Raw genomic sequence first — 20738 nt, forward strand, 5'->3', positions numbered from 1 at the left:
TAGCAAATCTCACTTCTAGTCTTGATTTATACTATAAGAATAGGCCAAAACTGACTCAGATGCATAGGCATGTTAATTAATAACCGCCTACCTATAGATATTCGTAATAATAAAGACTGGCATGATGATTTAGCTAAAGTGGCAGAAGTGCTGAACAAAAATTTAAATCAGGAATATGCCGTCGAACCAAGCGTTGCATTGAAAGTGAAACGTATCATTGATATGTCTAATGACATGCTGCATGTAATGCGTGCAGGGAACGCAAACCTTGATGAGTTTTTTGCGAGATCTCGCCAGTTGGTGGCAGGAACCTGTGTAGGCATTGGCAATTGGCAAATTGATATTGCCAGTAATCAATATGACTGGGTGATTATTGACGAGGCTGCACGTTCTATTGCCAGTGAGCTTGCTATAGCAATGCAAGTGGGTAAACGAATTCTGTTGGTTGGTGACCATAAACAGTTGCCGCCTTTGTATTCTGACCCACATAAGAAAGCACTTGCGAGAAAATTAGGACTTTCATCGAGTAATGATATTGATGAGCTAATTGAAAGTGACTTTTCGCGTGCGTTTAGCTCACATTATGGCAGCCAAATTGGCGCTAAATTATTAGTTCAATATCGTATGGCTCCGGCTATTGGTACTATGGTTTCACAGTGTTTTTATCAAGGGGAACTTGAAAACGGTGGTCGTATTATTCCTGATATTTATCAGGATTTACCCGAAGCATTATCGGCGAGTGCCACCTGGTTAGATACTTCATCGCTGGGTAAAAAAGCTCACCACCAAAATGGTTCTGGTATGAGTATTTATAACGATGCAGAAGCTGAGGCTATTGTTGAGTTGCTTCAACAAATTGATGAAAACAGTGAATTAGTGGGCTCGTTATTTGAACAAGTTAAAGACGGTGAAGCAGCTATTGGCGTTATTTGTATGTATGCAGAGCAAAAGCGTTGCTTGCGACAAAAAGTTAAAAAAGCAGGGCTGTCAGAAGCGTTACTAGCGCTGTTAAAAATAGATACCGTGGACAGTTATCAAGGTAAAGAGAACCGCATCATTATTCTTTCAATATCACGTTCTGATTTGAAACAGAGCCCTGGTTTTTTACGAATGCCGAACCGAATCAACGTGGGATTATCGCGTGCGATGGACCGACTGGTTATTGTCGGTGATAAACGAATGTGGCAAGGGAAAAACATCGGCTTACCATTTGGTCAGGTTATCAAGTATATGGAAAACCATAGTGCTGATAGTGAATATGCTTTTGTTAATGTGTCGACCACAAAATTGAAGAAGGTTAGCTAACTGTTATGGATAACACAAAAATTGAGTTTAACGAAGTGGACTACATTGTACCCGCTGAAACGTTTAGCATTGATTACTCCTATTTGAGCAAACAGGGACTGCCTTTTACTAAAGAGTTTATTATTAGGGCGCTGTATATTGCCCCATTATCTAAGCTGGAATTAGCCACATTTTTTGGATTTAATGCAAGGGAGTTGTCTGTTGCATTAGAGGATCCAATTAACAAAGGTGAAATAACCTACTTGGAGGATGGCAAGTTAACTCTCACTGCATTAGCTAAAGGGTATTTTGCCACGCTAGATGCGAAGCCCATGATTGAAAAACCTCAAGCGCGTAACTCATCAGTGACGTTCGAGCTGGTTGGATTCAATAAAGTGCAAAATCAACATGGTAGTTGGAATTCAGCGCTTAGACTTGATGTTAATCATGAGATCCAAAGTTTAAGTGAACAACATGCGATGAAGATGTTTAAAAAGCATTTTCAACGCTTAGTTGAATCCGGTGATTTAGGTAAGATTAATACACATGATGGTGCGTTACCAAGCCTGTATACCGTTGATAATGTGACTCGAAAGAAAACGATTGCCCATAGAGTTAGACGTAAATTTGAGATTGATTTTGATAGTCGAGTTATGCCTTTTTATGTCGACAAGCTTTATGAAAACGATGAAGCGATTAGTAATGCTATTTTGCAGGCTACTGATAATCATAGATTAGAGCATAACCTGGATGAGATTAAATTGGCTTGGGATGCTTTTCAGGACATGTCGGTAGCTCGCTTTGTAAAACATGATGCGATTGATTTTAGGGGCATGATTGCTGAAATGGGCAGCGGCTTTACCAACAAGCCTTATGAATTGCTTATTGGGCCACTGTATGGCAACCGAGCCTTGAACAAAGTTGAGCAAATATTAAAAAAACTAAAGCCAACGAAACAACAAAGTAAACCTAAAAGGTTGATGTGGATAGCTGCCAACACACGCTATTGGGGCTTAAGTGAAGGGTTTACTAAGACTATAGACAGCTTGCGTAGTTATCAGAGCAACAGTAAAGGCTCTAACTACAAGCTGACATTGTTTTTACCTACTGATGACCATTCCAAAACCAAAGACCAAGTTGCCAAAGAGTGGAAGCAAAAAATACCCAATCTTGAATCTTGTGAAGGGATAAGAAATGGACTGTTTGATGGCAATGTAGAAGTATTGCTTTTGGATAATGAGTTTGCAGCCGTTTGTTATCATATGGCTATGCCTGATATCAGTCCTGTTCATGTGCCTATGGGCTATATCACCAGAGATAAGAGTTTAATTAAACGGGTATCTGATGTTGTAGACGACTTTTTAGAAGGGTCGGTTGCTTATGGTAAACCGAACTTGATCGGTTCTTTATAACTAACTGGTGCAGAGACTTACTATGAAATTTACAGAAGCGAAGTTAGAAGAGGCCATTATTGAGCTGTTGGGTGAGCAAGGTTACCCATATGTGCGAGGCTGTGACATTGAACGCGATAATACCGACGTGTTAATTAAAGCTGATTTGAGCCAGTATCTCGCTAAAAAGTATGCTGGAGATAATATTACGCCGGGTGAAATTGATTTGATTATTAAGCAAATTGAATCGTTGCCCGCCAGTGATTTATACGACAGTAACAAAACCTTCTGTAAATGGTTAAGTGATGGCTTTTTGCTAAAAAGAGAGCCATGTGCGAATGCTCAACAAGCATCGCAAAAGGATCTCTACATCCAGCTAGTTGACTACAGTAATGTGGTTGAGTCTATTTTGCCGAATTTAGTCGCGACTCACCAACAGGATCAGCAACTAGCCTTAGTCGCCGAACGAGCCCGCCTTTATGCTGCCCAAGAGAGCAGTGACACCAATATCTATAAAATCGTCAATCAGCTTGAGATAGAGGGCATTGATGGTGAAAAGCGTATTCCTGATGGTATTTTGTATATCAATGGTCTACCTGTGGTGGTGTTTGAGTTTAAGAGTGCCATTCGTGAAGAAGAGGCGTCGATACACCATGCTTATGTTCAATTAAACACTCGTTACCGTCGTGATATTCCTTCATTGTTTGTATACAACTCCTTTTGCGTTATCAGTGATGGCGTTAACAATAAAATGGGAGGATTGTATTCTCCATATGAGTTTTTCTATGCCTGGCGTAAAGTCACGGGTAACGAGTCAATCGAAAAAGATGGCATTAACTCGTTGCACACCATGTTACAGGGCTTGTTCAATAAAGCCCGTTTGCGTGATGTTATCCGTAACTTTGTATTTTTCCCTGATACCTCAAAAAACGACGTAAAAATTGTATGTCGTTATCCGCAATATTATGCGGCCCGCAAGCTCTATCAAAATATTAAACTCAGTAGAAAGCCAGAAGGCGATGGTAAAGGTGGTACTTACTTTGGTGCTACGGGTTGCGGTAAGAGTTTTACCATGCAGTTTTTGTCACGTTTATTGATGAAAAGTGTTGATTTTGAAAGCCCAACCATCATTTTAATTACCGATAGAACCGATCTTGATGATCAGTTATCGCAACAATTTACCAATGCCAAAACGTTTATTGGTGACCAAACAGTAGTGACGGTTGAAAGTCGTCAACATTTACGTGAGATGCTTCAAGGCCGCAATAGTGGTGGTGTTTTTTTAACGACAATCCACAAATTTACTGAAGACACTAAGGTGTTGACCGACCGCAATAACGTGATTTGTATTTCTGATGAAGCGCATCGCAGCCAAACAAACCTGGATCAGAAGTTAACCGTCATTGAAACAGGCCCTAATGCTGGCGTAAAGAAAACCTATGGCTTTGCAAAATACTTACATGACTCTTTGCCTAATGCGACCTATGTTGGTTTTACTGGTACGCCAGTTGACGCCACATTAGATGTATTTGGCCCGGTTGTTGACAGCTATACCATGACTGAGTCTGTTAAAGATGAAATTACGGTGCGTATTGTTTATGAAGGCCGAGCAGCAAAAGTTGTGCTGAACAATGCCAAGCTAGATGAAATAGAAGCCTACTATCAAAAATGTGAAGATAATGGCAGTAACGAACATCAGATAGAAGAAAGTAAGAAAGCATCTGCCAATATGACGGCAATTCTTGGTGATCCTGACCGTATTCATGCACTTGCTAGAGATTTTGTCATTCATTATGACAACCGTGTAAGTGAAGGGGCTACTCTTAATGGTAAAGCCATCTTTGTCAGTAGTGCGCGTGAAATTGCTTATTTATTTTATCAAGAATTAACACAGTTAAGACCCCAATGGTTTGAGGTACTGGAATGTGATGTGAGAACGACTCTCACAGAACAAGAACGTAAAAAAATTAAACCGATAGAACGGGTTAAGATGGTGATGACTCGCGGTAAAGATGATCCTAAAGCGATGTGGGATTTACTTGGCACGAAAGAATACCGAAAAGACTTAGACCGCCAATTTAAAAATGATAAATCAAACTTCAAAATTGCGATCGTGGTGGATATGTGGCTAACCGGTTTTGATGTGCCTTCTTTAGATACAATTTACATAGATAAGCCTGTGCAACGGCACAATCTTATCCAAACCATTTCACGGGTTAACCGCAAGTTTGAAGGCAAAGACAAAGGCTTAGTGGTTGATTATATCGGCATCAAAACTCAGATGAATAAAGCGTTAGCGCAGTATTCTAAGACGGATGTCAGTAACTTTGAAGATATTGCTCAATCGGTCATTGTGGTAAAAGACCACTTAGATTTATTAGGCAAAATGCTGCATACGTTTGACGACGCACCTTACTTTTCAGGCATGGCTGTCGCTCAACTAAACTGTTTGAATAACGCCGCTGAATTTGTGCTCCAAACTCAAAAATTAGAACACCGTTTTATGGCGCTAGTGAAACGTTTGAAGACTGCTTACGACGTTTGCTGCGGCAGTGAGAAGTTGGTAGAAAAAGAACGTGATTATATTCACTTCTATTTAGCGGTTAGATCAATTGTATACAAGCTTACTAAAGGTGAAGCACCTGACACGGCACAAATGAATACTAAAGTGCGGCAGATGATTTCTGAGGCGCTTAAAAGTGATGGTGTTGAAGAAATTTTCAAGCTGGGTCAGGGCGCTGATGGCGTTGATATTTTTGATGATGATTACTTAGCTAAAATCGATAAAATTAAATTACCGAATACTAAAATAAAGCTTTTACAACAATTGCTAGCAAAGGCGATTGGTGAGTTTAAGCAAGTTAACAAAATGAAAGCTATCGATTTTTCACAACGCTTTAAGTCATTGGTTGAAAAGTACAATGAGCGCAAAGAAGAAGACGTGCTTGTAAGCGATGTGTTAGAGGACTTCTCGGACGAAATCATTTCCATGTTCCAAGACCTTAAGATTGAAATGGGTTCGTTTGAGGACATGGGCATTAACCTCGAAGAGAAAGCCTTTTATGACATTTTACTCTCGCTAGCCGTTAAGTACGATTTTGAGTATCCAGAAGACCGCTTACTCGAACTTGCCCGTGCAGTTAAAGAAGTCGTGGACGATAAAGCAAAATACACAGACTGGAACCAGCGCGATGATATTAAGGCCGAGTTAAAGGTTGACCTCATCATGCTACTCGCCAAGTTTGGCTACCCGCCAGTGAGCCGAGATGAAGTCTACAAAGAGATTTTTGAGCAAGCTGAGAATTTCAAGAAGAATAGGGCTGCTTAGTGTGGAGCGTTTGAGGCCAAACCTTAAATGAAAGTAAGTGTATTTTATTTACACCTGAATTAGTTACAGTCTCTTTTGTTGTGTTTTTGTTTGTCAGCCATTGTTACCAATCAAATCTTTATGTTCTGGTATTTTTGTTAATTTCTCTATTGCATCAACGAAAGCCCGTTTTGTGATCGCGTTTCCATTTCTATCTAACACCTGGCCTTGTCCAGATATCGACAATCCATGTTCTTTTTGATTTGATTCGCTAATAAAGTCTGATAAAGCCCTAATTTCAATAGAGTTGAGCTCTATATCAAGATTGTTACTTATGGGGTTACCATGCATATCACTTGAGGTCGGAGCGTTAAGAGCTAATTGCTGTTGCTTAACTTGGTTTTTGAGTAGTTTGTTTTCAGCCAACAAGTCCATCATTTGTATTCTTAGTCGATGGTCTTCGATACTTGCAATTAACTGTTCTGCACCATTTGGGCCCAATTTAGCAATTTGCTTTGCTTGATATGCTGATTCGTAAGCACTAATAAGTGTTCGGTAAGCTTTAGCTGGCTTAGTATCATTTCTGATGGTTTGTTCTTTAGGCCCGTCGATAGCCTGCGATAACCGGCCAATTTCAGCGATAGTGAATATTATTCTTTTCGCTTTAACTTGGTTATCACAGACTTTTTTTATCACTTCCAAACTCTTGCTCGTGCGGTGAGAGCATTCCAATAATAGACTTTCAAATGTGCTGTTGATAATTTCTTGTCTTATATCATTCGACATCTTTGTTTCCTATTGTGTTGTGATTATTTTTTGAAGCAATTTGATTTCTGTGTCCATTTTCTATTAGGCATTCAAGCTCAATCGAAGTGTCGCTGTATGGAGCTATACCAAGGTCTTCCAATTTTATATATGAATCCTTGTCCATCAACTCTGTTACTCGCTCAAAGCTGCCTAAACGTGCTAATAAAAGATTGGTCACTTGATTGCCTACTGCAACCTGTTGTTTCTCTGTGAGGGCAAACATTCCGGGAGAAAAACCATTCTTTCGAGCAAAAAGGTCAAGCAGTTGAGAGCGACTCATGGCGGCTGTCTTAGGCCGCGCTGATTGATAATACGATGCGCTCTGACAGACCATATCGAATTGACTATAATTACTCTCTTCTTCAAGAGATAAGGTTAATTCAGGTTGCGACAGTCGGGTAATTAGGCTGGTTGACTTATTACCCGAAGATGAATCGTTCAGCAGTTCAATTGAGTTTATTGCGAAACGTACCGCCATTATCATATCTGTTGCCAGTCCGTCAAAGCGGGTGGCCTCACTCTGGTAATGTGACTCAGAAAGCTTCAACTTACTAGCGTCTTTAAAGTGCTCCCCAGCCTTCATTGCTTGGTATTCCATATCCTCTAAAATTTCGATTTCTTGACGCATTTCTTCCATTCTCAATGATGCTGCTTTACATTCCAAACTTATTTCGTTTGATAGCATCTGTAGTCCACCTAAAAAGGCCGGTCCTGTTTGGAAGAAACGACACCGCAAGCAGTTTTCTGTGCCAAGATAACCGGCTTCTACTGGGCGGTTGGTATTTCGTGATGATAATGGTGAACTCCCTTCAGTGGAAAGTGAACTCCCTTCATTGCAGAGTGTTCGGCCAACCGGGCATAAGCCAAAGTCCATTATGGAATATAATGCTGCTGGTATCTCGCATCCCTTTGTTTTGACCTTTCCTTGACTGTCGATTAACTCTGAGCTTAATTCATCCATCCTTTGTTGGCGAATCATCTGCTCGATTCGTTTAACTTGGTTCATTATGATTCTACCCTCGGATTGCATCAATTCATCCCGGATAGTCTCAGCTTCAACCTTTATGTAGTAAATAGTCATAACAAGTGATGAATGACCTACCAATTTTTGGATAATTTCGGGAGCAATCTTAGCGTCTCGAATGTATGCAGTGATAAGCGACACCCGCATGCAGTGAAGTGTAAAAAGGGGCTGTATATTGGAGATCGCTTTTGCTCTTTTTCTACCGTCAACGATTATTGCTGGGCTTCTACCTTTTAAAGTTGTTAAAGGTAACTCTTTATCTTCAATTAAGCTTAAGACGGCTGCAAATGTATTCGCAAGCTGAGATTGTTTTATAGGGCTTTGTCCGTCACCATCACAAGGATTACGGAATAGAAAGCAAGTGCGCCCTTGATATCCAAATTTGAGAAGCTCATTTTGATTCGAACTTTTACTTGTTTTAGCTTTGTACCAGTGAATTGGTGCTTTAATTGGATTGTATTTAGTTTGCCAATCACGTAATTGCAACAAAAAAGGTAACAATCGATCGTCAATGTAGGGTACGTCATAACCCGAGTATGCGTTATGAGCAGTTTTGTTGGTGTTAATGTGGAGATGAACTGAAGATGTTTTGTTGTTGAAGTCCGATGGTTTCAATAAGCCTTGATGATGTTTTTCTGGTACTCGATAGTCCGCAAGTAGCGTATTTTCCTGCCATATATACTGTCCATTTTTATTTACTAATTTGAATTTGTCGGCTTCACCGCTGTCAGACCATACAATCTGTGAACCACGAAACGGTGTATACAGTTGAAACAAGGTCGCGACTATTTTCACGGGTGACCATATGAGGAACCCTTTGTTAATATCAAACTTCCAAATGCAGTTAGGGTCGGACTTGTCGATTGTTCTTTCATCCACTTCGAACCACTCTGTAAATGTGTCAAAATAATCAAGTCCATGCTTTGTTATGTGATGATAGATATCACCAAGATTTTGAGTCTTGTTTGTTGCTATAAAATTTCTTCCATTTTGAATGTACTTGAAAGGCAACGCCCTTTTGTTAGTCTCGTTAAGTGAGAGATTGATATATTCAACAGGTAAATTAGTGAATTTAATGGGCATACGATACCCTTCGATATACACCACTTCTCCATCTTCACTGATATGTGCGCATTTCTGCTCTAGAACAAACTCAAAAAAAAGTTGAAGTATATTTAGAGTTGCTAATTGTCTGCTGCTCTTAGCCAGAGTGTTGAACCAATCTGTGGGGTCGATAAGCTCACTTTCCTCTGAGCACTGCTTTTCGACACACGGATTTAATTCTTCTTTGAAGTAAAGAAAAAATGACTTAATCACACCGTAGCGTTTAAGGTTATTCTTGCTTATTGAACAATGTTTATCTGCTAATTCAACCCATTCATCAAAAGCATCACTATCAAATACAGAACAAATTGAGGGTTTATATGATATGTCATTAAGTCGAGATACTGTTTTAATTTGGCTTGGTTTAAGTGGTAGCTCGGGAGTATTGGTTGCGTGCTGCTCGTATTGTTGTGCGGTTTGTATCTTGTGTTTTTGGCAGTACGCCTTTGCTTCTTTTTTATTAAAAATTTTTGACTTATCGAATGATAAAAAATGAGGAAAACTTTCAAAACCGTATCGGTGAACAGGATCTTTGGGTAATGAGCCGTAGAGTTTTTGTAGCTCTTTGTATTCTGAAAGGCTTGCTAGGTTAGGTTTTATCTTGTGAATAAGTTGAATAGCATCGAGAGGGTTTAGATATTCAACCCCCACTAGGCTCTGAAAGTCATAAAATCCTTCAATCAGTGGAAGACGGTCAGAATGACTCGGTACTTTTCGTTCTTTTTTTGAATATTGATTCCATTCGAATACATTAGTTGGCTTTGGATCTAGGGTATCAGTCCACGATTTTAATTCGGCATAATTAAAATACTTAATAGCCAAGAAGTATGCCAGCCCGGTCTCTTTGGGAATATTGTAGTAAAGTGTTGGTTGGGAGGGTAAGCGGGGGTCTTGTTTGTGAACTTTTTTGTATTCTTTAACCGTTCGAGGAATAGGGACCAGTCGCTGCACTGCCGCCATAGCTTCTTCTTCGGTTTCATATAGAACGATATCATCATTACCTAAAAAGTCATACCAACTCACCCAACCTTTATCATTAAACTTCCTATCAGGATTGGATGTTAAACGAGGGTTTTGCTTGAAATTATTTTTGTAATCTTTAAGCATTTTCGGTACAGGGTTAAGTTTTTGAATAGCATCTCTATACTCCTGTAATGTAGTATATTTTTTTACAGTATCTAAAAAATCCCCCCAATCCGACCATCCATTATTTTTAAACAGTATTTCTGGATTGTGGGATAGTCTTGGGTCTTGTCTATGAAATTTTGTATATTCTCGCATCGTTGAAGGAACTGGGTTAAGTTTTTGAACTGCATCCTTATGTTCTTGCAATGTTTGATATTGCGGGGGCATCCCTAAAAAGTCTGGCCAACCCAACCAGCCGTTACCTAACCAACTTTGGTAAGGGTAGCGTTGTAAGCGAGGGTCTTGTTTGTAAACTTTTAAGTAATCTTGAACCTTTCTTGGAATTGGATTAAGTTTTTGAACTGCTTCCTTTTGCTCTTGTAATGTTTGATATTTTTGGATAACACTTAAAAACCCCCCCCAACCCATCCAACCTTTATCTTTAAACTTTATATCTGGTTGGCTGCATAACCTCTTGTCTTGTTTGTAAAACTTTACGTATTCACTAACATTTGTAGGAATCGGAGTAAGTTGCTGCACTGCATCTTTATGCTCTTGAAATGTTTGGTATTTTTTGGGGGTACAAAGAAAGTCAAACCAATCCAACCACCCATTATCTTTAAACTTTCTGTCAGGGTGGCGAATTAACATTGATTGTTGTTTGTAAACTTTTACGTATTCTGGAATTGTTGTAGGAATAGGATTAAGTTTTTGAACAGCTGCTTTATAATCTTCCAATGTTAGATTTTTGCGATCTCTATCAAGAAAATCAGCCCAACCCTGCCAGCCTTTATTTTTAAATGTTGTATGTGGATAACGAGCTAACCTTGTGTCTTGTATGTAAACCTTTGCGTATTCAGGTGCCGTTGTTGGAATCGGAGTAAGCATTTGAATTGCATCTATGTGCTCTTGCAATGTTTGATATTTAAGTTCAACACAGAAAAAATCACGCCAACCCAACCAGCCTTTATCTCTAAACTTCCGGTCTGGATTCCGGCATAACCTTGTGTCTTGTTTGTACACCTTTACGTATTCTGGAATGGTTTTAGGAATAGGATTAAGTTGTTTAACTGCGTCCTTATACTCCTGAAATGTTGGGTATTTATTCATGATAGATCTCCAGTCAAGTCCGGTAATGATAGCGGTACGTTGTTTTCAAGAGTTTTAATACCAGCTTTTAGCGCTTCCGACACCTTAAACAGCTGTGGGTCCGTGTAAGCTCGTTGGCTTTCAAGTGAACTGTGGTGCATACAAATTTTAATTGTTAAAGGATCAATTTTAGCATCGGCCAAACGTTGTCCATAGCTATGACGATGGCAATGCGGAGTCCCTCCATATTCTAATTTCGGTACCATGCCAATTTTCATTACAGCTCTATTGTGGGCCTGAATAAATGTGCGAAGCTTTAGTGGATCACCGTTTTTATCAGTGAACAAAAAAGGATGATATCGACCCGGTAGCGGCTCAACTCTGGTCTCTAAATATAGGCGGAACAACTTAAAAAAGTAGTCCTGCAACTCAGGGTAGCCAAAGAGGAAAACATGAAAATATTTACCTGTATTATTGACCGTAGGACTCTTCCATCCAGAATGAAGACCACCTCGAGCAGTGAGGCGATCTAACATTCCAAATTCGCGTGCGAGATATTCTTTTCTCGATAAGTTAGTTTTCTTAAATTTCAACCTAGCATGCTCAGGAGCAAGCCCCTCTAACGGGTGGTATACTCTGATTTGTTGCCCGCCATTATTAGGGATTATGTCATCCGTATACAAATGAAAAACTTCTGATTCACGAAGTCCACCCAAATGCATTAGCAACGTAATGAGTATGTAATCTACACGATACCTCTCTTCAAAAGGAGCATCATGGTTTGCCGACTTTCGCTTTAAACCATCTAACAATAAATCGATTAACTTATCTTCACTAAATGACTTCTTCTGTACAATGTTACTCGTTGCGAGTTGCTTAACTCTTGTATTTCTCGAATATTTGATGGTGTCTGCTCGATGAACACCTGAATAGGTGTGTTTCAAAAAAGCATTATTTATTTTATGGTTATATGCGGCCAGGTTGAGCACTTTTTCAGCTGGCGTTGCCTTCCTCAAAGGATTTAATAATTGGGATTCATTTTCAGATTCATTGTAAAGCCAGTCGCTAAAGCAAGTGATTTTCTGAATAATTCGGCTGGATTGGTCCGCAGAACGGGGCCGCCAGTGTAAACCGCTAGGATCGTGCCTATTCTCATCAACTGTTCCAAACTGAATTCTGTATGCAAAGTTCTCGAACATATCTTTTGCATTCTTGAAGTGGTCTTTGTGTGCAAGATAATAATCCAGTAATAATCTCATGGCCTGAATAAATAAGCGTTCCCACGAAATTGATGACTTGCCGTTGATTTTTTTTTGTGCCAAATACTTCACTGCTGGAAATAGCACATTACCATCTGAAAATATTGCCGTGACTCTGATCGTTCCGGCCTTGTCATGTTTAACTTCGTATGGTCTGGTACAACTGAATTGATAGTATCCATCTGACACAAAATCCTCCAAAGAGTACATAGGTATAATTATTTATGTGATACTTATGAAGTTAAGGTAAAAAAAAGCAGATGTCAAGTTGAGAACGGTATTAAAAGGTATGTTTTTCTTTATGTAATACGTGAATACCATCGTAAATTTTACCCATAAATTTTTTCTCGCCCCACACACCAAAACCGTCAGCAACGGCATGGTCTTCATCACTTAACAAAGCAAAATTGAGTTGTTGTTTGTCTGAAAACTTGGCCAGTTTAGCCACAGGATCAGGGCTAATGCCCAATACTGTTACGTTTAAGCCATCAAGTTGTGCTTTGATATCGCGCAGGCCTTGTGCTTGCACTGTGCATCCGGGAGTCGATGCCTTAGGGTAGAAGTACACCAACACAGGACCTTTCGTTAATACTTCCTTTAACGATATGGTTTCACCTGCTTGGTTATTAAGACTAAATTGTGGTGCGTTATCACCGACCTGTAATGTATTCATCAGTTGTCCTTAATATTTAAGATGCGATTTCTGCTCAAAAAGCCCTGAGAAGTTCACGTTAATCGCATCAATATGGATTGTATTACCGTGGTTAAACATTTTTAACTATTATGGCGCCGCAATACCTTGCATACGTTTAATGGTGCACTCTAATGACAAAGATTCAGCCAGTTCATGAATACCTTGTTCAAGCTTCAATAGATTGACTTTATCGGGGATATTGATAGCGAGTAGAATCGACTGAGTTTTAAGATTGTTATTATCTTCAGCGTGGGAGCGGACTGCACCTAAATCGAGGCCTCTTTCAGCCAAGAAATGGGTAATGCTCTTCATGGTTCCGCGTAGATCTTCACCATTAAAAATAACTTCAATACGAGAGACAAAGTTTTTGGGCGTATGTTTGGATGTTCGCTTCATTACCGTCATGAGTTCAAGTTCAACACTCAACACGGGTAATAAGCTTTCGATTTTTGTCATCGCTGACCAAGATCCTGATATCATCATAATTAAGGTAAATTCATTACCAAATAATGCCATACGACTGTCGACTATATCGCAATCACAATCACTTGCTAAACGCGCTAAACGACTCACTAATCCAGGACGGTCTGCGCCCATTGCCGTAACGACCAGATAATTGGTCATGGATTTTCCTCACTTTTTGATATCTTAGAGCGAAAACTTATGCCAAAGCATGTAAGTTTTGGTGCGGGTGTTAATACTATCATTTTTCACTAAAACACCTCAATATACTAACCTATATCACTCACATAAATGTGATTATTTTTTAGCGCTATGGCTTCAAAGATGCTAGGTTACTGTGCAATAAATAGTATAAATAACTTATTTCAGATTCTGGTTACCGTAGAGCTTGTCATTAGTGGTTGGCATCAGTAACATAGCGAATCCTGAAACCGTGGGGAAGATAGATGATAAACGGAAGCATCGTAGCCTTAATCACACCAATGAATAGTGATGGCACAGTAGATTATGCAAGTCTTGAACGACTTGTTGAGTTTCATATTGAACAAGGTACTGATGCCATTGTCGCGGTCGGTACTACAGGCGAATCAGCAACTTTGCCTATGACAGAGCATGTGGCTGTTGTTACCCAAACGGTTAAGTTTGCATCAGGTCGTCTGCCTGTTATTGGTGGTAATGGCGCCAATGCCACTGCAGAAGCAATAGAATTAACCAAAGCAATGCAAAAATCAGGTGTTGTCGCCATGCTTGGCGTGACCCCTTATTACAATAAGCCTTCGCCAAAGGGGCTCATTGCCCATTATAAGGCGGTTGCTGCAAGTACTGACATTTCGCAAATTCTTTATAATGTACCAGGTCGTACCGCTGTTGATATGAAACCCGAAACCGTGGCGGAATTATCAAAGGTGAGTAATATTATTGGTGTAAAAGAGGCTACTGGCGATTTAAGCCGGGTCTCACGTTTGCGCGAATTGTGTGGTGATGAGTTTTTACTTTACAGCGGTGATGATGCCACAGCACGCGAGTTTTTATTGCTGGGTGGTAATGGCGTTATTTCCGTAGCGAATAATATTGTTCCACATGCGTTTAAAGCCATGTGTGATGCCGCATTATCTAAAAATGCTCAATTAGCTGCCACCATTGATCAACCATTGATGGGCATATATCGCTCTTTATTTTGTGAAGCCAACCCAATCCCAGTAAAATGGGCTGTTCATAGAATGGGTTTGATAGCTGATGGTCATATTCGTTTACCTTTAACTGAACTTTCTGAGCAGTTTCATGGTCTGTTAATAGAAACAATGAAACAAGCTCATATCGAGGTAAAATAAATTCATGTTAAAGAAAGTCACTCCGTTACTCCTTGTTGCAGCTATTACAGCTTGCAGTACACCATTAGATCGCCGTCAGGCAAATGGTGATGATGATTTCGTCAATGCTGAAACTACGCCATTATTGACGATCCCACAGGGCTTGAATACGCCTACTTACAGCAAAGAATATGATATTCCCGCTGTGGGCAATAAAGTAAACAAGCAACTTGTGGGTAAAAATCTTGATATTCGTGCACCATTGCAAGTATTACCAATGGCTGAAGGCACACACATCGAAGAAAGCAATGATAATATTCGAGTGGTGATTGAATCGATTGAAAGTACCACTGATTTAAATCAAGAAATATTTGATGTGATTAATGGTTATCTAGCCAAAAACAATATTGCTGTGCGTAGTGAAGATATGGCTGCAGGCTTTATTGAAACTGATTGGATTGAAAATGATGAAGTCATTGAATCTAATTGGTGGAGCAGTGACAAAGTGTATCAACTTCGTCAACGCTATCGTTATCAAGTAGAGGTGAAATCTCACGGTCGTTCAGGCTCTGTCGCAATTGATTTAATTGAACATCAAGAATTTTACGATGATAAAGATCAAAAGATTTTATTAAATGGTGAAGACAAGCGTCGTTATACCACTGATATGCTAAATAATGCCATTGCTTATATGAGTATTAAACGTGATCAAGCTATCCGTGCTGCACGGATTGAGCAAAGTCTTGGTATTAAAGTTGATTTAGTGACGAATGCCAGCGAATCTGCTTATTGGTTAGCTGATGCAAGTTACAAATCGGTTTGGGATCGCTTACGGTTAGTGTTACCGGAAATGGGTTTTGATGTTGTTGATATGGATAACAGCAAAGGCTTGTTTTACATTAATTTAGAAGAAAGCGGCGGTTTCTGGAGCTCTTTATGGAGTGAAGAAAAGTTGTCATTGAAAAAAGGCAATTATCGTCTACTGCTTAAAGAAACCGAAGATGTTAATCAAACTAAAATATTGCTGCGTGATGTAGAAGACAAACCATTACCTGATGAGTCTATTACAGAAGTGTACAACATTATCTCAGACTTAATGCAAGAAGACCGTAAAATTCGTTAAGCGTTACGGTTAACGACTTTATCCTAAAAGAGACGCTTCGAGCGTCTCTTTTGCTTTGCCGGCTATACAGTTTTAATATTCATTTTATTCAATGGGTCGTTAGTCTGCACATATTAATGTCTTCAGTTCAATCCATATAGACACGATAACGCGAGCTCCTTTTTTAAATAATCCCCCAGAAAAGCTTAACTCTCGCAGAATGAACCGAGACTTAAAGTGATGCTATAAACGATTTGTCACAGCATGTGTCGACAATCAGACCTCTATATTGGATTAATATTCACATAATGCGTAAAAAGCAAAAAATATGCATTATTATTGCTTTAAAAGCACAATATAGTGCATATAATTTCGATGTGAACCTTTTGCTTGATATGTTCGTGGTTTGTAAATGAAAGTAAAACAACTTGATGTAGTTTTATTGCTAAGTACAATCATACAAGTTAAAAATCATATATATAATTCATTTAACCTTCGATGGTTACGGACCTGAAATGAAAAAGATAATTGTACTGATCGCCATAGTGTTGGCTGCGCTGTCGGCTTACTATTTAATGTTTCCTCAAGAGGCCGTCATTCAACGTCCGAGACCTATACCTAATGTGGTTGTAGCTAACGTGGCGATTATGCCTATTCGTGATGAAGTAGAAGCTTTAGGTACAGGAAAAGCGTATGAATCGATCATAGTGACATCAAAAATCACTGAAATTGTAACCAATATTAATTTTAAAGATGGTGATTTGGTCGAAAAAGGTACGCTATTAGTGCAATTGAGAAATGACGAACATAAAGCCAAAGTGGCCGTCACTGAAATCAAATTAATTGAAAATCTACGTGAATTGGATCGTATCCGTTCATTGGTCACCAGCAAAACCATCGCAGAATTAGAACGAGACCGGTTACAAAGTTTAATCGATACCACTCGTGCGGAAGTCGAGCAAGCAAAAGCGGCACTCAATGATCGCACTATTAAAGCGCCATTTGCAGGTAAATTAGGCTTACGCCAAGTGAGTGTCGGCAGTTTGGTTACCCCTGGTGAGCAAATCAGTACGTTAGATGATGTGAGTAAAATCAAATTAGACTTTTCAGTGCCAGAACGTTTTATCCAAGAATTACAACCAGGTAAATTAGTGGAAGCCAGAGCCGTTGCTTATCCAGACCAGATATTCAAAGGCGTTGTGACCTCGATTGACAGCAGGGTTAACCCTGAAACCCGAGCGGTAGTCGTGCGTGCGGTAATGCCTAATGATGATTATAAGTTACTGCCCGGCATGCTAATGAAAGTCCGTCTTATTAAGCAAAGTCGTGAAGCATTATTGTTACCAGAAGCCGCTATTATTCCTATTCAAAACAAACATTATGTGTATGTGGTTAATGCAGAAAATAAAGTTGAACAGCAACAAGTTACCTTAGGCACCCGGACGCGAGGTTGGGTTGAAATAACCAAAGGGCTTAAGGTTGATCAGCAAGTGATTATTCGCGGTATTTTAAAAGTTCGACCTGGAGATAAGGTTCAAGTTCAACAAGCTGAAAACTTCAATTTTGCTCTTATTGAAGCAATGGAGAAGTCGGCATGATCTTAACTGACTTATCGGTTAAAAGACCGGTTTTTGCATCTGTTATTAGTATCTTACTGATTGTATTAGGTTTAGTATCATTCGGTAAATTACCCTTGCGGGAGTACCCAAATATTGATCCGCCGATTGTGTCGGTCGAGACCAGTTATCGTGGCGCCAGTGCTTCTGTCGTCGAGAGTCGAATTACCCAACTTATCGAAGACAAGATCAGTGGTGTAGAAGGGATACGTCATATTAGTTCTTCCAGTAGTGATGGCCGTTCAAATGTCACTATTGAGTTTGATATTAATCGAGATATTGAGGCTGCGACCAATGATGTGCGCGACCGCATCTCTGGTTTATTAGAGCAGCTTCCAGAAGAAGCCGATGCGCCATCCATTTACAAAGCCAACGGCAGCGACGAAGTGATTATGTGGCTGAATTTAGTGTCCGATCAAATGGATATCTTGCAGCTTACGGATTATGCCAATCGTTATTTAGTCGATCGTTTTGCCGTAATTGATGGGGTGTCGACATTACGTTTAGGTGGCGGCAAGGTGTATGCCTTGCGAATTTGGATTGACCGTCAAGCGTTAGCTTCGCGCAATCTAACCGTCTCTGATGTTGAAGATGCGTTACGCTCTGAAAATGTTGAATTGCCAGCCGGGTCAATCGAATCGAAAGATCGTCACTTTACGGTGCGCCTAGACAGGGTATTTAAAACGGCGAATGACTTTTCTAACTTAGTGATCAAGCAAGGTGAGGACGGTTATTTAATTAAATTAAGTGATGTCGCCAAAGTAGAAATTGGTTCCGAGGAAGAGCGTATTATCTTCCGAGGCAACAAAGAGGCGATGATTGGCTTAGGCGTCAGTAAACAATCTACGGCTAATACCCTGGACGTCGCGCGCGCGGCGAATATCTTGGTAGACAAGCTTAACCCAACATTGCCAGCCGGCATGAAGATTAAACGATCATATGACAGCTCAGTGTTTATTGAAGCCTCTATTGCTGAGGTTTATAAAACACTGTTTATTGCCATGGTGTTAGTTATTATCGTTATTTACTTGTTTTTAGGTTCCGTGCGAGCGATGTTAATTCCAGCCATCACTGTGCCCGTATCTTTAATGGGGACCTTTATAGTGCTATATGCACTAGGGTATACCATCAACTTACTGACATTGTTGGCGATGATCCTCGCCATTGGCATGGTGGTCGATGATGCCATTGTGATGCTCGAAAATATTCATCGACGTATTGAAGAAGGCGATTCACCGTTAAAAGCAGCCTTCTTAGGCGCGCGTGAAGTGGCATTTGCCGTGGTGGCAACAACCTTGGTACTTGTTGCTGTGTTTATGCCGATCACCTTCTTAGAGGGTGATTTAGGCAAGCTGTTTAAAGAGTTTGCGGTCACCATGAGCGCGGCAGTGATTTTTTCCAGTATTGTGGCGTTAACGTTAAGCCCGATGATGTGCTCAAAATTATTAAAACCCGCAAACCAAGACCCGTGGTTAGTTAAACAAGTCGATAAGATGATGAGTAAGCTATCAAGTTGGTATTTGATAAGTTTACAAGCGGGCATGAAAAAACCGATTTTAGTGTCATTAATTGTACTGTTCTCGTTTGCATTAAGTGGGTTTTTATTGAATAAAATCCCCCAAGAATTTGCCCCACAAGAAGACCGGGGTTCTATGTTTTTAATTGTTAATGGTCCTCAAGGCGCAAGCTTTGAATACATTGAAAAATACATGGATGAAGTCGAAGGTCGGTTAATGCCACTGGTTGAAAGCGGCGAAATTAAGCGCTTATTGATCCGTGCCCCTCGTGGTTTTGGAACCTCTGCTGATTTTTCAAATGGTATGGCGATCATTGTGCTCGAAGATTGGGCTGAGCGCCGCAGTGCTAATGAAATTATTGTCGATATCCGTAATCGCTTATCAGATTTAGCCGGCATTCGTGCTTTCCCGATTATGCGCCAAGCGTTTGGTCGCGGTGTGGGTAAACCTGTGCAGTTTGTTATCGGTGGTCCAAGCTACGAAGAACTGGCGGAGTGGCGTGATATTATGCTTGATAAAGCCAAAGAGAATCATAAAATCATTGGTTTAGATCACGATTATCAAGAAACCAAACCACAGTTGAGAGTGGTAATTGATCGGGAACGCGCGGCAGATTTAGGTGTGTCGATTTCCCATATTGGCAGAACATTAGAGTCAATGCTGGGGTCGCGCTTGGTCACAACCTTTATGCGCGATGGCGAGGAGTATGATGTTATTGTTGAAGGTAATCGTGATAATCAAAGTACTGCGACTGATATGGAGAACATTTATGTTCGTTCTGACCGCTCGCAAGAACTGATCCCGTTATCAAACTTAGTCTCGGTTGAAGAGTTTGCCGATGCGAGTTCGTTAAATCGCTACAATCGTATGCGTGCCATCACGTTAGAAGCCAACTTAGCAGATGATTATACTCTGGGTGAATCGTTAGATTATCTCAATGAACTTGCTGTGACGTATTTACCTGCAGAAGCGGTGATCAGTTATAAAGGTCCATCGTTAGATTACCAAGAGTCGGGTAACTCGATGAACTTTGTATTCTTACTAGCATTGGGAATTGTTTTTTTAGTGCTTGCGGCACAGTTTGAAAGCTATATTCATCCTTTGGTGATTATGTTAACTGTACCACTCGCGACTTTAGGTGCGCTAATTGGGTTATGGTTTACAGACCAAAGTATCAATATTTACAGTCAAATTGGAATTATCATGCTGGTTGGCTTGGCTGCTAAAAACGGTATCTTAATCGTTGAATTTGCCAATCAATTACGCGACCGAGGTGTTGAGTTTCAACAAGCGATTTTACAAGCTTCGACTCAACGTTTACGGCCCATTTTAATGACCGGTATTACCACTGCTGCAGGCGCTATTCCATTAGTGTTGTCCAGTGGAGCAGGGGCTGAAACTCGATTTGTAATAGGGGTAGTGGTGTTGTCAGGTATTTTACTGGCGACTTTCTTTACCTTGATTGTTATTCCTGTTGCTTATAGCTTATTTGCCCGTAATAGCAGCTCACCGCAAGCGGTGGCGAAGCAGTTAGAAATAGAATTACAAGACGACTAACTTTACTTTTTTGAGTGATGTCAAAAGCCAGTTATGCAAATGACTGGCTTTTTAGCTTTTTCGGCGGCAGTTTAATCGACGATTTTATTG

The 20738-nt window shown here is 40.1% G+C and carries 11 protein-coding genes and 2 pseudogenes; 8 read left to right on the top strand and 5 right to left on the bottom strand.

Translation table 11 applies throughout. The features are described from left to right. Positions 1–69 precede the first annotated feature (69 nt). The 4 genes and pseudogenes from AAEZ00_RS22440 to AAEZ00_RS18620 form a co-directional block, all read left to right on the top strand. Positions 70–462: pseudogene (locus AAEZ00_RS22440) on the top strand (AAA domain-containing protein); the annotation flags it as partial. Between the two features lie 9 nt (positions 463–471). Continuing rightward, complete coding sequence (locus AAEZ00_RS18610) at positions 472–1305, top strand: DEAD/DEAH box helicase (RefSeq protein WP_502959338.1); 834 nt, start codon at positions 472–474, stop codon at positions 1303–1305. A 5-nt stretch (positions 1306–1310) separates the two neighbouring features. Then, the gene (locus AAEZ00_RS18615) at positions 1311–2696 is read left to right on the top strand and encodes a hypothetical protein (protein ID WP_351089401.1); all 1386 of its coding nucleotides are present in this window, start codon (positions 1311–1313) and stop codon (positions 2694–2696) included. 22 nt (positions 2697–2718) lie between these two features. Continuing rightward, the gene (locus tag AAEZ00_RS18620) at positions 2719–6003 is read left to right on the top strand and encodes a type I restriction endonuclease subunit R (RefSeq protein WP_351089403.1); all 3285 of its coding nucleotides are present in this window, start codon (positions 2719–2721) and stop codon (positions 6001–6003) included. Between the two features lie 93 nt (positions 6004–6096). On the opposite strand, the gene gmtX is transcribed toward AAEZ00_RS18620, so the two are convergent. From gmtX to AAEZ00_RS18645, 5 genes and pseudogenes are all read right to left on the bottom strand, one after another. Then, the gene (gene gmtX, locus AAEZ00_RS18625) at positions 6097–6768 is read right to left on the bottom strand and encodes a gamma-mobile-trio protein GmtX (RefSeq protein ID WP_351089405.1); all 672 of its coding nucleotides are present in this window, start codon (positions 6766–6768) and stop codon (positions 6097–6099) included. Beyond that, on the bottom strand, positions 6758–11152 hold the full coding sequence (locus AAEZ00_RS18630; RefSeq protein WP_351089407.1) for a VPA1269 family protein: 4395 nt from the start codon (positions 11150–11152) through the stop codon (positions 6758–6760). Before AAEZ00_RS18630 ends, gmtX begins: the two co-directional genes overlap by 11 nt. Continuing rightward, the gene (gene gmtY, locus AAEZ00_RS18635) at positions 11149–12579 is read right to left on the bottom strand and encodes a gamma-mobile-trio recombinase GmtY (protein ID WP_351089409.1); all 1431 of its coding nucleotides are present in this window, start codon (positions 12577–12579) and stop codon (positions 11149–11151) included. The genes AAEZ00_RS18630 and gmtY overlap by 4 nt, the downstream gene beginning before the upstream one ends. A gap of 115 nt (positions 12580–12694) precedes the next feature. Next, positions 12695–13063 (bottom strand): annotated as a pseudogene (gene bcp, locus AAEZ00_RS18640) (thioredoxin-dependent thiol peroxidase); the annotation flags it as partial. A 108-nt stretch (positions 13064–13171) separates the two neighbouring features. Further along, entirely contained in the window at positions 13172–13708 is a 537-nt protein-coding gene (locus AAEZ00_RS18645) for a glycine cleavage system transcriptional repressor (RefSeq protein ID WP_124011524.1), read from the bottom strand. Between the two features lie 284 nt (positions 13709–13992). Here AAEZ00_RS18645 and dapA point away from each other — a divergent pair, with 284 nt between their 5' ends. From dapA to AAEZ00_RS18665, 4 genes are all read left to right on the top strand, one after another. Beyond that, on the top strand, positions 13993–14877 hold the full coding sequence (dapA, locus tag AAEZ00_RS18650; protein WP_124011523.1) for a 4-hydroxy-tetrahydrodipicolinate synthase: 885 nt from the start codon (positions 13993–13995) through the stop codon (positions 14875–14877). A gap of 4 nt (positions 14878–14881) precedes the next feature. Beyond that, entirely contained in the window at positions 14882–15979 is a 1098-nt protein-coding gene (bamC, locus tag AAEZ00_RS18655) for an NlpB/DapX family lipoprotein (protein ID WP_124011522.1), read from the top strand. Positions 15980–16473: 494 nt separating this feature from the next. Beyond that, positions 16474–17556: an efflux RND transporter periplasmic adaptor subunit gene (locus AAEZ00_RS18660; RefSeq protein WP_101031775.1), complete on the top strand. Its 1083-nt coding sequence runs from the start codon at positions 16474–16476 to the stop codon at positions 17554–17556. After that, entirely contained in the window at positions 17553–20648 is a 3096-nt protein-coding gene (locus AAEZ00_RS18665; protein ID WP_101031774.1) for an efflux RND transporter permease subunit, read from the top strand. The genes AAEZ00_RS18660 and AAEZ00_RS18665 overlap by 4 nt, the downstream gene beginning before the upstream one ends. Positions 20649–20738 lie beyond the last annotated feature (90 nt).

This window comes from Shewanella sp. S1-49-MNA-CIBAN-0167 (assembly GCF_040310145.1).
GTDB lineage: Bacteria > Pseudomonadota > Gammaproteobacteria > Enterobacterales > Shewanellaceae > Shewanella > Shewanella psychromarinicola.

What these genes read in the sequence shown, in the direction of transcription:
- AAEZ00_RS18615 (WP_351089401.1), top strand. Translation starts at nt 1,311, where the DNA reads ATGGATAACACAAAAATTGAGTTTAACGAAGTGGACTACATTGTACCC.
- AAEZ00_RS18620 (WP_351089403.1), top strand. Translation starts at nt 2,719, where the DNA reads ATGAAATTTACAGAAGCGAAGTTAGAAGAGGCCATTATTGAGCTGTTG.
- gmtX (WP_351089405.1), bottom strand. Translation starts at nt 6,768, where the DNA reads ATGTCGAATGATATAAGACAAGAAATTATCAACAGCACATTTGAAAGT.
- AAEZ00_RS18630 (WP_351089407.1), bottom strand. Translation starts at nt 11,152, where the DNA reads ATGAATAAATACCCAACATTTCAGGAGTATAAGGACGCAGTTAAACAA.
- AAEZ00_RS18645 (WP_124011524.1), bottom strand. Translation starts at nt 13,708, where the DNA reads ATGACCAATTATCTGGTCGTTACGGCAATGGGCGCAGACCGTCCTGGA.
- dapA (WP_124011523.1), top strand. Translation starts at nt 13,993, where the DNA reads ATGATAAACGGAAGCATCGTAGCCTTAATCACACCAATGAATAGTGAT.
- bamC (WP_124011522.1), top strand. Translation starts at nt 14,882, where the DNA reads ATGTTAAAGAAAGTCACTCCGTTACTCCTTGTTGCAGCTATTACAGCT.
- AAEZ00_RS18660 (WP_101031775.1), top strand. Translation starts at nt 16,474, where the DNA reads ATGAAAAAGATAATTGTACTGATCGCCATAGTGTTGGCTGCGCTGTCG.
- AAEZ00_RS18665 (WP_101031774.1), top strand. Translation starts at nt 17,553, where the DNA reads ATGATCTTAACTGACTTATCGGTTAAAAGACCGGTTTTTGCATCTGTT.